Source organism: Frankia sp. CcI49, from assembly GCF_001983215.1.
Classification (GTDB): domain Bacteria; phylum Actinomycetota; class Actinomycetes; order Frankiales; family Frankiaceae; genus Parafrankia; species Parafrankia irregularis.
Window position 1 is genome coordinate 185,384 of record NZ_MOWP01000029.1, and the last position, 15,916, is coordinate 201,299.

Below are 15,916 nucleotides of genomic sequence, written 5' to 3' on the forward strand. Positions count from 1 at the left end.
CCGGGTTCGTAGTTCATCTCCCACGAGAGACGAGAAAGAAAGAATTCGATGACGAGACGTATGTCCCGGCGCGGCATTGCCGCGACAGCCCTGGCCGTCACGGCAGCGCTGGGCCTGACCGCGTGCGGCTCCTCGGACGACGAGGGCGGCGCAACCTCCACGGCGGCCGAACCGGTCGCCGGCGGGACCCTGAAGGTCGCCTTCTTCCCCGACAACCCGCAGTTCACCTGCCTCGACCCGTTCCAGACCTACTGGATCGAGCACCGCACGGTGATCCGCAACGTCGCGGACTCGCTGACCGACCAGGACCCGAAGACCGGGGAGATCAAGCCCTGGCTGGCCAAGAGCTGGGAGGTCAGCACCGACGGCAAGGAATACACCTTCCACCTGCGTGACGGTGTGACCTTCAGCGACGGCACCAAGCTGGACGCCGCCGCGGTCAAGGCGAACTTCGACGGTGCCCAGGGCGTGGTCAAGGAGACCGGCGGCACCGCCTACGGGTCCAGCTACATCCTCGGCCTCGACCACACCGAGGTGGTGGACCCGCTCACCGTCAAGGTCGTCTTCTCGGCACCGAACTCGTCCTTCCTGCAGGCCAGCTCCACCACGAACCTGGCGATCATCTCGCCGGACTCGTACAGGAAGACCGCCAAGGAGCGCTGCCTCGGCCAGTACGTCGGCTCCGGGGCGTTCACCCTGGAGAGCTACAAGCCGAACGAGCTCACCGTGCTGCAGAAGCGCACCGGCTACACCTGGGGCTCGGCGCTGTCGAAGAACACCGGTGAGGCACACCTCGACCGGGTCGAGTTCAGCTACGTCGCCGAGGACAGCGTCCGCACCGGCAACCTGGTCAGCGGTGCGATCGACATCTCCTGGCCGCGCAGCCCGATCACGGTCGAGGACCGCGAGCTGATCAAGAAGTCCGGTGGCGTCATCGAGTCACGGTCGCTGCCCGGTGTGGCCTCCGCGTACTACCCCAACGCGAGCGCGGGCCACGTCCTGTCGGACCTCAAGGTCCGCCAGGCGCTCTACAAGGGCATCGACCTCGCGACGTACGCGAAGACGAGCTTCGGTGACGACTACCCGGTCGTCGGCGGGGCCTTCGACAACACGACGCCGTTCTACGCCTCCCAGGCCGGCAAGCTGGCCTACGACCCCGACGGCGCGATCAAGCTGCTGGAGGAGGCCGGCTGGAAGCCGGGCGAGGGTGGCTACCGCTACAAGGACGGCAAGCGCCTCACCGTGGTGTTCCCGACCAGCTCCCTGTCGGTCAGCTCCGAGCTGATCCAGGACCAGCTGAAGAAGGTCGGCATCGAGCTGAAGATCGATGTGAAGCCCGCAGCCGAGCTCCCCGCGACGTACAAGAACGGCGCCTACGACCTGGCCAGCAGCTACTTCACCCGGGCCGACCCGGGCGCGCTGCAGTTCCTGCTCGACCCGAAGTACGCCACCTCGAAGGCGCTGGCGACCAACGCGGCGGCCCCGGAGACCACGGCGAAGATCCAGGCGCTGTTCGCCAAGGCCCGTGAGACCACCGACGACGCGGTGCGCAAGCAGGCCTACGCCGACCTGCAGGCCCTGCTCATCGACGAGGGCGTCGCCTTCCCGCAGTACGAGCGGGTGCAGTTCGCCGGCGTCAGCAAGGACGTCCACGGCTTCGCCTTCACGTCCGAGAGCTTCCTGAAGCTCAACGACGTCTGGAAGCAGCAGTAGCCGGGCCGCGGGGGAGGAGAGTCATGACGCGGTACATCCTCGGTCGGTTCGTCCAGGCACTCGGCGTGCTCTGGGCTGCCTACACCGTGACCTTCGCGGTCCTCTACCTGCTGCCGAGCGACCCGGTCGCCCTGCAACTGGGAGCGGCGGGGATCGAGACCGACAGCCTCACCCCCGCGGAACTGCACACGGCGAAGGCCAGGTACGGGCTCGACCGCCCCATCCTGGAGCAGTACTTCTCCGACCTGTGGGGCTTTCTGCGCGGCGACCTCGGAGAGTCRATCGCCAAGCAGCAGCCGGTCGCCAGCCTGATCGGCGACCGGCTGGCCCCGACCCTCACCCTGAGCCTGGCCGCCGCCGTCGTCGCACTGCTGGCCGGGACGGCGCTCGCCTACCTGGCCTCCTACGTGCGGTGGCGGCCGGCCCGGCTGGTCCTCACCCGGCTGCCGTCGTTCGGGGCCTCCTTCCCGCAGTTCTTCATCGCGCTGGTGCTGATCCAGTTCCTCTCGTTCGAGCTCGGCCTGCTGCCCGCCACGGGTATCAGGGGCTGGAAGTCGCTGGTGATGCCGACGATCACCATCTCGATCCTGGTGTCATCCCAGCTCGCCGCGGTGCTGATGCGCAGCTTCGACGACACGCTGCGCCAGCCCTACATCGTCACGGCCCGGGCGAAGGGGCTCTCCCGCGCCGCCGTGCAGTGGCATCACGGGTTCCGCAACGCGCTGCTGCCTGCGACGACGGTCCTGGGCGTGCTCGTCGGCCTCACCGTCACCAGCTCGATCGTCGTCGAGACGGTGTTCTCCCGAAACGGCGTCGGCAAGCTCGCCCAGGAGGCGGTGCTCGCCCAGGACGTCCCGGTCGTGCTCGCGATCGTCTCGCTGTCAGCCGCGGTCTTCGTCGTCGTCAACCTCGTGGTCGACCTGCTCTACCCGCTGCTCGACCCGCGCATCGTCCAAGGCCAGCGGAAGGAGGTCACGATATGACCACGTCAGTCGTTCCGGAGGCGACCGGTACGGAGGTATCCGCCGCCGCAGCTCCCGCCGCCGCAGCTCCGGTCGCGGTTGCGAAGCCGGCCGCGGGGCGGGCGGCATCGGGTGCGGGCGACACGCTGCTCAGCGAGCGCGTGATCGCCGACTCGGAGCCGGGCGGCCGCTGGGTCGGGCTGCGCGCGACGACCCGCACGCTCGCCGTGAAGCCCGGCTTCGTGCTCGCCGTGCTGTTCATCGCGTTCGTCGTGGTCTCCGCGTTCGCGCCGGGGCTGTTCACCTCCCGCGACCCGTACGCGACCGCGCCGGCGGAGCGGCTGGACTCGCCGAGCCTGAACCACCTGTTCGGCACCGACGAGCTCGGCCGTGACCTGTGGACCCGGATGCTCTACGGCTCCCAGTTGACGATCAAGGCCGCGCTCATCGCGGTGGGCATCGCGATCGTCGTCGGCCTCGCGCTCGGGGTGCTCTCCGGGCTGGCCGGCGGCTTCTTCGACGCCCTGCTCATGCGGATCGTGGACGTCCAGCTCGCGATACCCGTGCTGCTGCTGTGCCTGGCCATCGTCACCGCCCTCGGGTTCGGCACCGTGCCGGTGGCGATCGCCGTCGGGGTCGGCATCATGCCGGCGTTCGCGCGCACCACCCGCGCCGAGGTGCTGCGGGTCAAGACCCTGCCGTTCGTGGAGGCGTCCCGGGCGGGCGGGGCGTCGTGGCCGCGGGTGCTGCTGACCCATGTGCTGCCCAACTCGTGGGGACCGGTCGGGGTGCTCGCCGTCCTCGACACCGGCGTGGCGATCCTCTACATCGCCTCGCTGAGCTTCCTCGGCTTCGGGGCAACGCCGCCGGCGGCCGAGTGGGGGACGCTGATCTCCGCCGGCCGCAACTACCTGGTCACCGCCCCGTGGGTGTCACTGCTGCCCGGGCTCTTCGTCGCCGCGGCAGTGCTGAGCCTCAACCACGTCTCGAAGACCATCCAGGAGCGCGAACGATGACGCAGGACGACGCACTCGCGTCGGCCGCGGTGGCCGGGCCGGACGGTTCCGCGGTACCGGCCGGTTCCGCGGCGCTGGCCGGCGGTTCCGAGGAACCGGGTTCCTCCGTACTAGGCGGTTCCGCGGCGCCGACCGGTCCGCTGGTGACGGTGACGGACCTCGAGGTCGGCTATGTGCGGCGGCGCCGGACGGTGCCCGCCGTGCGCGGGGTCAGCCTGACCATCGCCCGCGGTGAGACCGTCGCACTCGTCGGCGAGTCCGGATCCGGCAAGTCAACGATCGCCAACACCCTCATCGGTCTGCTGCCCGACAACGCCCGCGTCACCGGCGGCACCGTGACCTTCGACCTCGGCCGCAACAGCGGCGGCGACGGCGACAGCGGAGACAGCGGCGACGGCGACGGTGCCCGGCGGGTCGAGGTGGTCGGGGCGCGGGAGCGGGTGCTGCGCGGGCTGCGCGGCCGGGTGGTCAGCCTGGTGCCCCAGGACCCGATGGTCGGCCTCAACCCCACCCGCCGGATCGGCGCGCAGGTCGCCGAGGGCATCCGGCTGCGCGGGGTGAGCGGTGACCAGGTCCGTGCGGAGGTGCTGGAGTTCCTCACGCAGGCGGGCATCGACGACCCCGAGCTGCGGGCCCGCCAGTATCCGCACGAGCTGTCCGGTGGCCTGCGCCAGCGGGTGCTCATCGCCATCGCGCTGGCCGGCCGGCCGCAGATGATCATCGCCGACGAGCCGACGAGCGCCCTGGACGTCACCGTGCAGCGCAGGATCCTCGACCACATCGAGGGGCTGGTCCGCGAGTCCGGGATCTCGCTGCTGATCATCACGCACGACCTCGCCGTCGCCGCCGACCGCAGCGACCGGGTGCTCGTCCTGCAGGATGGCTCGATCGTCGAGCAGGGCGTCCCGGGACGGATCCTGGTCAACCCCGAGCAGGAGTACACCCGGCGGCTCATCGCGGCCGCCCCCGGCCTCGCCCACGGCGGCCGGATCGTGCCCCGCCTGGTGCTGCGTCYCGACGAGGTCGCCACGCCCGACCCGGTGATCCGGCTGGAGAACCTGACCAAGCGCTACCCGCTGCCAGGCCGGCAGTCCGGGTCCTTCCTGGCCCTGGACGACGTGTCGCTGCAGGTCGCCCGCGGGCGCACCCATGCGCTGGTCGGCGAGTCAGGTTCTGGCAAGACCACGGCGTTGCGCCTCGCGCTCGGCCTGGAGAAGGCCACCGGCGGACGGGTCCTGCTCGACGGCGTGGACATCACCGACCAGGGCTGGCGGCAGACCCGTCCGCTGCGGCGCAAGGTCCAGCTCGTCCACCAGAACCCGTTCGCCTCGCTCGACCCGCGGTTCAGCATCGGCCGCAGCATCATCGAGCCGCTTGCGTCGTTCGGGATCGGTGACCGCCGCAGCCGCCGCGCCCGCGCGGTGGAACTGCTCGACCAGGTCGCGCTGCCCGCCTCATACCTGGACCGGCTGCCCGCGGAGCTGTCCGGCGGGCAGCGCCAGCGGGTCGCGATCGCCCGCTCGCTCGCCCTCGAACCCGAGGTGGTGCTGCTCGACGAGCCCGTCTCGGCGCTCGACGTCTCGGTGCAGGAGCAGATCCTCGCGCTGCTGCGTGACCTGCAGGAACGCCTCGGCCTGAGCTACCTGTTCATCTCGCACGATCTGTCCATCGTCGCCCAGATCTCGCACACTGTGACAGTGCTCAATCGTGGGAAGGTCGCCGAGTCGGGCGCCGTGGCCGAGGTCTTCGGCTCGCCGCGCAGCGAATACACCCGGGAGCTGATCGAGGCCATCCCCGGCCAGCGCAGCGCCGCCCTCTCGGCCGGAGCCGGCGTGCCCGTGCATGCCTGACCGGCGCGGCGCCGGCTCCAGCGCTGCCGGTCCCAGCGCCGCCGGTCCCAGCGCCGCCCCTGCTCGGGACGTCCGCGGCGGGGAGGCGACGGTCTGGCCCGGACTGCGGACCATGCTGGACGGCTCCCTCGCCCACCCGGTGCCAGCCCTGCTCGCGGCTGTCACCGGGATCATCAACGGCACGACCATGATCCTCGGTGCGATCGCGATCGGCTGGGCCACCGACCACCTGATCGTCCCGGCACTGGCCGGCGACGACGTCGGGCGTGCCGCCTGGTGGATCGCGGCCGGGGCGATCGTCGGCGTCTCCACCGTACGCTGGATGACGATCATCGCCCGGGGGATCGCCACCGGGTTCGTCCAGCACGGCTCCCAGGCGGACGTCCGGCGGGCGGTCGTCGACCGCTACCTGCATCTCGGTCTGTCGTGGCACCGCCGGCACGCCCCCGGCCAGCTGCTGTCGACCGCGGTCGCCGACGTGGACGCGCTGTGGCTGCCGATGCTCAACTTCTACTTCACGGTCGGCATGGTCGTGATGCTCGTCGTCGCGATCATCGAGATGGTCCTGCGCGCCGCCGCCCTCGGCCTCGTCGGCGTCGCGCTGGTACTGGCCGTGCTCGGCCTCAACCTGCTCTACCAGCGCGTGCTCGCCCCGCGGGCCGCCGCCGCCCAGGCGCAGCGCGGGGTCTTCGGCGCGCTCGCGCTGGAGAGCATCGACGGCGGCCAGGTCGTGCGGACCCTCGGCCTCGCCGACCGGGAGCGCGCGCGGGTCGGCGCCGCCGCGCACGGCCTGCGGGACGCCAACCTCGCGATGGGCCTGGTCAGCTCGGTGTTCGACCCGGTCATCGAGCTGCTGCCGACGGTGGCCGTGCTCGGCGTCCTCGCCGTCGGCGCGCACCAGGTCGAGTCCGGAGAGCTGAGCGTCGGCGTGCTCGTCGAAGTCGTCTACCTGCTGCTCACGATCTCCATCCCGCTCAACGTCATCAGCCGTTTCCTGTCCATGCTGCCGATCTCGACCGCCGGGCGGACCAGGGTCGCCGCCGTCATCCACTCCACCGAAACCACCGAGCACGGCGACCGAACCCTGGCCAGCCCCCTGAAGCCGGGTGGGATCGGCCTGCGGACGCGGGGCGCCGGCTACGCGGTCGGCGGGACCCAGCTGCTCTCGGACGTCGACCTCGACATCGCCCCCGGGGAGATCGTCGCGCTGGTCGGGGCGACCGGCTCGGGCAAGAGCACCCTCGTCGACCTGCTCGGCCGCCAGCTCGATCCGTCCGAGGGTGTGGTCGAGATCGGAGGTGTCCCGGCCGCCGAGCTCGGCCGTGGGCAGATCGCCGCGCGGCTGGCTGTGGTCTCCCAGAGCCCGTGGCTGTTCGCCGGCAGCGTGCGGGAGAACCTGCAGCTCGACGGGCATCCCCGCGAGCACCGCCCGTACACCGACGCCGAGCTGTGGCGGGCACTCGCCTCCGCCGGCGCCGAGAACGTGGTCCGTGCGTTGCCCGCCGGCCTCGACACCCGGGTCGGGGAGCGGGGTGCCCGGCTGTCCGGCGGCCAGCGCCAGCGGTTGTGCCTGGCCCGCGCGCTGGTCCGCGAGCCGGGCGTGCTGCTGCTCGACGACGCCACCTCCGCGCTCGACCCGGCCGTCGAACGCGACGTCCTCGCCGCGATCGCCGAGCTGCGCGGACGGGTGACCGTGCTCATCGTCGGCGGGCGCCCCAGCTCCGTCCTGGTCGCCGACCGGGTCGCCTTCCTGCGCGCCGGCCGTCTCGCCGCCGTGGGCACCCACCCCGAGCTGCTGGCCACCGAGCCCGAGTACCGGCGCATCCTGCACGCCTACGCCGACCACAGCTCGCATCCCGGCCACGGCTGGCACCCCGACCACGGGTTCGGCAACGACCACGGCTCGGGCGATGAGTAGCACCAACCCGGCCTCGGCCCCCGCTCCCGCCCGGCTGGCTGATCTCGCCGGGGCCCGGGGACGGACCCTCATCCACCTGCTGCGCACCACCACCCCGATGCTGACCAGCGGCCTGGCGCTCACCCTGCTGCTCGCCTTCGTCGCCGGGGCCGGGCGTATCGTCACCCCGCTCACCGTCCAGTACGCCCTCGACCATGGTCTGCTCCACCCGCACACCGGCACCGCGGACGTCGTCCTGCGTGCCGTCGGCGTCGGCGCGGGAGCCACGGTGCTGGCAGCGGCGGCGTCCGGGTGGCTCAACCGGCGCGTCTTCCGGCGCACCGAGGCCGCGCTCGCCCAGCTGCGCGCGGACGGCGTCGCCCGCATCCACGAGATCTCCTACGAGCGGTTCGCCCGGATCCCCAGCGCCGACCTGGTCAGCCGGCTGACCAGCGATCTCGACACGGTGACCACCTTCGTCCAGAACGGCGGCGTCCTGCTGCTGGTCAACGCCGCCCAGATGGTGATTGCCGCGGTTCTCATCTCGATCTACTCCTGGCAGCTCGCACTGCCGGTGCTCGCCGCGGCCGCGCTGCTGCTCGTCGTCATGCGACGCATCCAGGCAGTCGTCGGACGTCGTTTCAGCGTTGTGCGGGAGCGGGTGTCGGCGATGCAGTCCGTCATCGGCGAAGCCATCATCGGCATCGCCGTCATCCGCTCCACCGGCACCGAGCGGCGCAGCCGCGCCGCCGCCGACGAGTCGATCGAACAGGTCGCGGCCGCCCAGCGCCACACCCTGGTCCCGCTGCACACCAACACCGCGCTCGGCGAGGTGGCGATCTCGTTCATCACCACCTTCATCGTCATCGCCGGTGTCCGGTGGTCCGTGGACAACACCTGGTGGGAGCCGGGGCTGGAGCTGTCCGCCGGTGAGCTGGTCGCGTTGTTGCTGCTGGTGACCTTCTTCGTCCGCCCGCTTCAGCTGCTGGTGACGATGCTCGGCGAGGTGCAGAGCGCGGTCGCCGGCTGGCGGCGGGCGATCGAGGTGCTGGCCACCCCGTCCGCGGTGGTCGCCGGGCCGGGCGCCCGCGAGCTCCCACCCGGCCCGATCGCCGTCGACCTGCACGGCGTCGCCGCTTCCTACGGGGACGCCAACGTCGGCGTCACTGCCAACGCCGGCCTCGCCGCCGGCGGGGACTCGGCTGGCGGGGGCTCGGCTGGCGGGGGCTCGGCTGGCGGGGACTCCGCCGCCAACGTCGGCGATGTCGCCGCCGGAGACGGCTTGCTCGCGCTGCGCGACGTCACCATCGGCATCGACCCTGGGGAGCACGTCGCCGTCGTCGGCGAGACCGGATCCGGCAAGAGCACGTTCGCCCGGCTGCTGACCCGCCAGCTCTCGGCGCGGCGCGGGCGCGTCCTGCTCGGCGGCATCCCGATCGCCCAGGTCGGCGACCGGTCGTTCCAACGCCGGATCGCCATAGTCCCGCAGGACCCGTTCCTGTTCGACGCCACGATCGCCGACAACATCCTCGCCGGAGTCCACGGTGACACCCGGGCCCCCGAGGCTCGGGAAGCACTGGACGAGATCGTCGACTCGCTCGGCCTGCGCCCCTGGATCGAGACCCTGCCCGACGGCATCGACACCCGCGTCGGGGTGCGCGGCGCGCGGCTGTCAGCCGGCGAACGCCAGCTCGTCGCGCTCGCCCGCACCGCGCTGGTCGACCCGGACCTGCTCGTGCTCGACGAGGCCACCAGCGGCGTCGACCCGGCCACCGACGTCCGCGTGCAACACGCCCTCGACGCGCTCACCGTCGGCCGCACCACCATCTCGATCGCGCACCGCATGGTCACCGCCGAGCGCGCCGACCGCATCCTCGTCTTCGACGACGGCCGAATCGTCCAGAACGGCCGCCACGCCGACCTCGTCACACGTCCCGGACGCTACGCGGACCTACACGCCGTCTGGGTCGACCACACCGTCGCCGCCGACCACGTCCCCCGCCCACGGGAGGAACGGACGGAAGGCGACGGCGACGAGCACCGCGAATCGGCGTCGCGCCACACCCTCCGGAACGACAGGAGCACCTGATGACATCGGCGCGGCTCGGTTTCAACGCGCGGATCTCCTTCCCCACCGGCGGCGCCGCGCAGGCCCTGCGCGACGGCATCGAGCTGTTCCGCGTCGCCGAACAGCTCGGCTACGACACCGGCTGGGTCTACCAGCGCCACTTCGACAACTACCTGGCCTCCCCGCTGGTGTTCCACGCCGCGGTCGCACAGCACACCGACCGGATCGGCCTGGGCACCGCCATCATCGGCGTCCGCTACGAGGAGCCGATCCTGCTCGCCGAGGCCGCCGCGACCGCCGACCTGCTCAGCTCCGGACGTCTGCAGCTCGGCCTCGGCACCGGCCAGGGCGGCTTCGACAGCGTCTTCGGCCAGGAGCCGAACGACGGGCGGGAACAGTCCCAGACCCGGCTCGCCGCCTTCCTGCGCGCCGTCCGCGGTGAACAGGTCGGAGTCGTGGGCGACCTCGCCGGCATGGTGGCCGCGGGCACCGAGCTGACCGTGCGGCCGACGAGCCCCGGCCTCGCGGACCGGGTCTGGTACGGCGCCGGCTCGGTGGCCTCCGCCGAACGGGTCGGACGCCAGGGGCTGCGGCTGCTGCTCAGCACCATCCTGAGCGGCCAGATCGACGACTACGGTGCCGAGCTCGCCCGCGCGATCAGGGCCTACCGCTCCGTCCACCCGGCGACGTCCCCGGCGCAGGTGGCGGTGGCCCGCTCCGTTCTGCCGGCCACATCCCCCGAGCTCCGCCGCCGTTACGCCGCCTACGACGAGGAACGACGCACCCAGGGCCCGGCGGCATCCCGCCCGCCAGGCGCACTGACCCCGCTGGCTCGGGCGACCCCGCTCGCCCCGTCGACCCCGCTGGCGCGGCCGACCCCGCTGGCGCGGCCGACCCCGACCTCGCTGACCTCGTCGACCTTGCTGGCTCCGTCGGCTTCCCGGGCCGGTGGGGTGGGCACGCCGGTTCCCACGCAGCTCACGCCGGTTTCCACGCAGCTCACGCCGGGTTCGTCCGCCAGGTTCACCATGAGCCCGGTCCACCACGGTGATCCGTACGAGGTCGTCGACCAGCTTCTCGCCGACCCCAGCGTTGCGCTCGCCGACGACCTGATCGCCTTCCTGCCGCCCGCGTTCGGCCTCCGGGAGAACCTGCGCCTGCTGGAGGACATCGCCACAACCGTGGCCCCGCGCCTCGGCTGGGCACCGACCACCGGCGGTCGGACGTCATAGCACCCGGTCATCACCTCTCGACAGCCGCCGCCCCAATCGTGGTCGCGCACCGAGCCGCCTGGCAAAAGGCCGACGAAATGTGGGTCCGAACGACGGCTTAAACCCTCGGTGGAGAGACTGCTCTGCACCTGCAGTGCGAATGCTGGCTGGATTTCGCCCGTTCTCTCGCTGTTGCGCTGCCGCCTGCGGCGTGGCGGCCGTCATCGGCTACGAGAATGAATTGACCTTCTGTATGACGGCTTCTCTGACTGCTTTCCCCGTGGGGGCGAATCCGCCTGGGTACCACCTGGCCGAAAGCGTCGATCCGGACCGGGATATGATGATGTTGTTTGACAGAAAACTGTAGTCGGAACAGTAGGGGGAGTCCCTGAGCTCCTCCGATACTTCGAGCTGGTCTGGTGAAGCTGCAAGGAGGACCAGGGTCTTGACGCAGGGTGAACCGTCGGCGGCCTGCAACTTCGGATAGTCGGCGGTGCCCACCGTCGTGCCCAGCCGACCGCCGGCGATCGTAATATTTACGGGAGATCTCGAGCTGGCCGATGAAACCACGCCCTGCCACCGGCCGATGAAGGACTCGGGAACGCTCAGAAGCTCTGGCCTGGTCTCCGTGGGCCCCGTGTAGGTCGGTACGCCCAGAAGTGCAGAATACGAAGGAGAAAGATAGGGCGGCAGAGCGCCCTGCGTTTGGCCGCCGCCGCTCAGCAGGTCGGTGATATCTGGGCTCGCGGTGGTTCGCACCGTGGCCGGGCCGCCGGGAGGCGATGCCTGTGGACTCCCGTTCTGGTACGCCCTGATCCCGACGATTACGCCGATAATGGCGACAACAAGGCCTGCGATCTCCAGGCCAAGCCGCAGGCGACGGTCACCGCCATCGCCGCTTCCCCCGTTGTCTGTCACGCCACCCCCGGTTCATCAACCAGGCCAATACAGAGACATGATGCTGTTGACCCGGTCTTCATCACGCCGCCCGACAGCCTATGAAGTGCTGCCCTTCCGATCAAGGAACGTGACCTGACGGGCATGTCCGCCGCAGGTACGTGTCCGTTGGCCTGCCCGGGGCGTCGCACGGCCGCCTTTGGTTCGTTCCCCAACAGGCCGCAGCCCTCGGCTACCGAGCCGGTGAGCCGAGGAAATGGTTGATGGCGGCGTCCGTGGGCATCGAGGGCCCGGCCCCGTGGCTGCGTACCGACAGGGCGGCCGCGGCGCTGGCGTACCGCAGCGCCTGCTCAGGCTCCTCGCTTCGGGCCAGGGCCGCGCCGAACGCGCCGCAGAAGCAGTCGCCCGCGCCGGTGGTGTCCACCGCCGTCACCGGAAAGCCGGGCACCCGTAGGACAGCGCCGTCGAGCCGGGCCAACAGGCCCTCGGCGCCGAGGGTGACGACGACGTTGGGCGCCACCCCCGCGCCGTCGGCCAGCAGCCCCTCCACCCGATCGGACGTCATCGCCGCCGCCAGGTCCGCCCCGMCACCGGTGACATTGGCGAACTCGGTCTCGTTCACGACCAGATAATCGACGTCGCGCAGCACGCCAGGCGGCGTCGGCCGATACGGGGCGAGGTTCAGCACCGTTACCGCACCGGCTTCCCCGGCCCGGGCGATCGCCGCAATGTTCGTTGCCTCGGGAATCTCGTCCTGCAACAGCAGGATATCGCCCGGGGTGAGAGGGAGGCCGTCGAGCGAATTCGGCAGCACCCGGTCATTCGCACCCGGAACAATGGTGATGGCATTCTCGCCCGACCCGTCGACGAGAATAACCGCGGTACCGGACGGCCCTGGAACCGCGGTCAGCCGGCCGAGGTCCAGATGCTCGGATTTCAGGAAGTCGCGCAGTATCCGCCCGAAGTCGTCGTCACCGACGGCACCCACCATGGATGTCGCCGCACCCGCCCGGCGTGYCGCGACCGCCTGGTTCGCGCCCTTCCCRCCCGGCAGAAGACTCACGGAGCCTCCCGGGACGGTCTCACCGGGCCGGGGCATGCGCACGCAGCGGGTCAGCACGTCCATATTGACCGAGCCGACCACCACAACTCTGCTCAGCACGCCTCCCTGGCTCCGGAGCCTGAACGCCGGAGGCACAGGTGGACCCGCCGGGCACGGGGCTGGTACTCCCGCGCCTGCCAGATGCCTTCCAGCCGCCGGCCGACGTTACCCGACCGTGCCACGGAGAACCCGCACGCCGCCATCCACCGCGTGCCGCCACCGGCCGCCAGCCGTCTGGAGCCGCCTGCTGCCTGCCAACAGAAGTCACCAACTGCCTGCCGTTACGAGCTACCCGCCGCCACGAGCCGCCCTGCTGCCTGCCGCCACGAGCYACCACCCGCGCACCAGCCCCCGCCCCTGCCGCCCGCCATCGCCGTTGCCGCCTTGCCGTGCGTCGAGGTCGTCGGCTTCCCCGAGTGCGACCCACGCGCGGCCAGGGTGACATTAATGTCTGAAACGGGGATTCGATCAATGTATTGAATGAATTTGCCGCGGATCGTGCGCTGTCGAATGGTGTCGAAATCCCGCCTGGACGACCCGTCCGTCCGGTATTGCCGGCCCGAAGTGGCACAGGGGGAGCCGGTGAAATCCGAACTACCGCCGTGACCAGCGCTTTCGGTAACTCCAGGGGCGACTTCAGGCCTACGGGCGAGAAAGTCCCGGCCCTGCCAAGATCCGCGGGTAGCCCAAAATCGGGGTAAAGAGCTCTCGGTATCCGATCAAAAATAGTGCTCCCGAAGGCTTGCGAAATCTGTGGCTACATGGGCGTCAAGAAGCTTGAGTGAGAGACCACAAGGAGCCTTTTATGTGTGGGTACGCGACAACCATGCGAACACTGGAAGCTGACCATGGCTGTCAGAAAGCTCCCGAACATCGATCAGGCTGGCCGCCCGTCTGACCCGGCGCCGAACCTCTGTCCTGCGCCGCGTCAACRCGACGACGCAGGGCGCGACCGCGCCTCGCCCGTGTCCGGCCTCCGTGCCCGGCGCCCGCGACCGGTGGCCGTGTCCGTGGTCGGGTGTTCGTGGCCGGCGGCAGGCGACCGGCCCCCCGCCCCGCGAGGTAAACGAGGTACCTTGCCGGGCCGGAGAAAGGTGTGTTAGAAAGCTCGCAGCAAAGCTGAGCAAGTGCCCAACGAAAATTCACTTTCACTCGCGCCCACGATGAACTGGCGGCCTTGTCCGTGTGCGCGCACGGTTCCTTACAACTTCGTACCTGAGGAAGAACAATGACTGAGGCGACCCGGCCGGTGCGCGTCGTGCAATGGACGACGGGAAACGTCGCGAAGGAGTCGATCAAGGCGATCGTCGAGCGTCCTGGACTGCTCGAGCTGGTCGGGCTGTTCGCGTTCAGCAAGGAGAAGGTCGGAAAGGACGCAGGTCAGCTGGCCGGCCTCGACCGTGACCTCGGTGTCACCGCGACCGACGACGTCGAGGCGCTGATCGCCTTACGTCCCGACTGTGTGATCTACATGCCGCTGTACCCCGACGTCGAGCACCTGACCCGGCTGCTGCGCGCCGGTATCAACGTCGTCTCCAGCGCGGGCTTCATCACCGGCCGCGCCTACGGTGCCGAGAGCCGGGCCGCGCTCGACGAGGCCGCGCGCGCCGGCAACGCCAGCCTGTTCGGCAGCGGTATCAACCCGGGCTTCGCCGACTACCTCGCCGCGGTCGCGACCGGCCCGTGCCGGGAGGTGAACTACATCCGGGTCACCGAGTCGTTCAACATCGGGCTGTGGGCCGGCGACGCGAACCAGAACGAGCTCGGCTGGGGCCGCCCCGCCGGCGACCCCGGCCACGCCGACGAGATCCGCAAGGCCACCGCGGTGTTCGGTGACGCCGTCGAGTCGATCGCCCACCAGCTCGGCCTGGAGCTGGACGACATCCGCTGCGAGGTCGAGTTCGCCCACGCGACCACCGACGCCGACGTCCCCGGCCGCACGGTGCGGGCCGGCAGCGTCGCCGGGATCGACGCGCGCTGGATCGGCTCGGTGGCCGGCACCGACCTGGTGGAGGCGCAGGTCCGCTGGACGGTCGCCGCCGACATCGAACCAGCCTGGGACATCGCGATGGCCTACCTGATGGAGGTCCGCGGCACTCCGCAGATCAACCTGCGGGTCGAGGTCCTCCCCGCCGACCTCACCAACCTCACCATGGACGACATCAGCGCCATGGGCTCGATGATCACAGCTCTGCCGGTGGTCAACGCGATTCCCGCCGTGGTCGCCGCACGGCCGGGCATCGTCACCTACGCGGACCTGCCGACCGTCGCCTCCCAGCTGGTCGTCAAGCGCTGAGCCAGCTCACCTAACTGAGCCAGCTCACCTAACTGAGCCAGCTCACCTGGCTGACCCGCGTTACCCGGCTGGCCCCACCGCGACCGGGCCGCTCCGCCCGGCTGCTCGGCCGGCCGCCCAGGAGCGGCCCGATAGCGTGTGGTCCATGCCGATATCGCTGGAGAAGATCGAGGCCCAGGCCCCTGAGCTGCTCAGTCTGGTCAAGGAGGCGCGTTCTCGGCTGTCGGCACAGGCATTGGACACCGCCCGCGCGAAGGTCGCGCTGTGCGTCGACCACAGTGGATCGATGCGGGCCCTGTACGTCAAGGGCGTCGTCCAGCGGATCGCCGAACGGGCCCTGGCGCTCGCGACCCAGTTCGACGACGACGGCGCCATCGACGTGTTCATCTTCGACACCGGCGCCGTCCACGCCGGCGAGCTCACCCTCGCGGACTACGCCGGGGGAATCGACCGGCTGCGCACCGGCCGGCGCATGGGCCGGACGGACTACGCCGCCGCGATGACGCTCGTCCGCGAGCACTTTCCGGCCGACGGGCTGCCGGTATACGTGCTGTTCGTCACCGACGGCGCGCCGAACAGCCGGACCGCCGCCAGGCAGGAGCTGGTCACCGCGTCGCAGCGGAACATCTTCTACAAGTTCCTCGGCGTGGGGGAGGGCCCCTTCGACTTCCTGCGCCGCCTCGACGACCTGCGTGGACGTCCAGTGGACAACGCGCACTTCGTCGAGCCGGACGACATCGAGGCCCTCGACGACCGGCAGGTCTTCGATCTCCTGCTGGCGGAGTACCCGCAGTGGCTCGACGAGGCCAGGAAGGCCGGCCTGCTCACCTGACGTTGCACCTGTCGGGCTGCCTGAAGGGCACGCCCCGGCGACGGAGGTGACGGCGGCGACCGCGACGGCGGT

The 15,916-nt window shown here is 70.7% G+C and carries 11 protein-coding genes; 9 read left to right on the forward strand and 2 right to left on the reverse strand.

The features are described from left to right. Positions 1-48 precede the first annotated feature (48 nt). From CcI49_RS26835 to CcI49_RS26865, 7 genes are read left to right on the forward strand one after another with little or no spacing between them, the layout of a single operon-like run. Positions 49-1,713 carry an ABC transporter substrate-binding protein gene (locus tag CcI49_RS26835; protein ID WP_235497532.1) on the forward strand — a complete coding sequence of 555 codons (1,665 nt, stop codon included), beginning with the start codon at positions 49-51 and terminating at the stop codon, positions 1,711-1,713. 23 nt (positions 1,714-1,736) lie between these two features. After that, positions 1,737-2,696, forward strand: a complete 960-nt coding sequence (locus CcI49_RS26840; RefSeq protein ID WP_054564489.1) for an ABC transporter permease — start codon at positions 1,737-1,739, stop codon at positions 2,694-2,696. Beyond that, positions 2,693-3,691 (forward strand): ABC transporter permease, encoded by a 999-nt coding sequence (locus CcI49_RS26845; protein WP_054564488.1) that lies wholly within the window; start codon positions 2,693-2,695, stop codon positions 3,689-3,691. Before CcI49_RS26840 ends, CcI49_RS26845 begins: the two co-directional genes overlap by 4 nt. Then, a complete protein-coding gene (locus CcI49_RS26850) occupies positions 3,688-5,541 on the forward strand; it encodes an ABC transporter ATP-binding protein (protein ID WP_241840253.1) in 1,854 nt (617 codons plus the stop codon). The genes CcI49_RS26845 and CcI49_RS26850 overlap by 4 nt, the downstream gene beginning before the upstream one ends. Next, positions 5,534-7,459 carry an ABC transporter ATP-binding protein gene (locus CcI49_RS26855; protein WP_347280142.1) on the forward strand — a complete coding sequence of 642 codons (1,926 nt, stop codon included), beginning with the start codon at positions 5,534-5,536 and terminating at the stop codon, positions 7,457-7,459. The genes CcI49_RS26850 and CcI49_RS26855 overlap by 8 nt, the downstream gene beginning before the upstream one ends. Then, positions 7,452-9,527, forward strand: a complete 2,076-nt coding sequence (locus tag CcI49_RS26860; protein WP_076830492.1) for an ABC transporter ATP-binding protein — start codon at positions 7,452-7,454, stop codon at positions 9,525-9,527. Before CcI49_RS26855 ends, CcI49_RS26860 begins: the two co-directional genes overlap by 8 nt. Further along, positions 9,527-10,738, forward strand: coding sequence for an LLM class flavin-dependent oxidoreductase (locus CcI49_RS26865; protein ID WP_241840254.1), 1,212 nt, complete (start codon positions 9,527-9,529; stop codon positions 10,736-10,738). The genes CcI49_RS26860 and CcI49_RS26865 overlap by 1 nt, the downstream gene beginning before the upstream one ends. Before the next feature lie 207 nt (positions 10,739-10,945). On the opposite strand, the gene CcI49_RS41665 is transcribed toward CcI49_RS26865, so the two are convergent. Next, a complete protein-coding gene (locus CcI49_RS41665; RefSeq protein ID WP_131831191.1) occupies positions 10,946-11,635 on the reverse strand; it encodes a hypothetical protein in 690 nt (229 codons plus the stop codon). Between the two features lie 211 nt (positions 11,636-11,846). Beyond that, entirely contained in the window at positions 11,847-12,812 is a 966-nt protein-coding gene (locus CcI49_RS26870) for a ribokinase (protein ID WP_347280143.1), read from the reverse strand. 1,132 nt (positions 12,813-13,944) lie between these two features. Here CcI49_RS26870 and CcI49_RS26875 point away from each other — a divergent pair. Together CcI49_RS26875 and CcI49_RS26880 are read left to right on the forward strand one after the other, a co-directional pair. Then, positions 13,945-15,012: a dihydrodipicolinate reductase gene (locus CcI49_RS26875; RefSeq protein ID WP_054564484.1), complete on the forward strand. Its 1,068-nt coding sequence runs from the start codon at positions 13,945-13,947 to the stop codon at positions 15,010-15,012. Positions 15,013-15,157: 145 nt separating this feature from the next. Further along, the gene (locus CcI49_RS26880) at positions 15,158-15,844 is read left to right on the forward strand and encodes a VWA domain-containing protein (protein WP_054564483.1); all 687 of its coding nucleotides are present in this window, start codon (positions 15,158-15,160) and stop codon (positions 15,842-15,844) included. Positions 15,845-15,916: the final 72 nt, after the last annotated feature.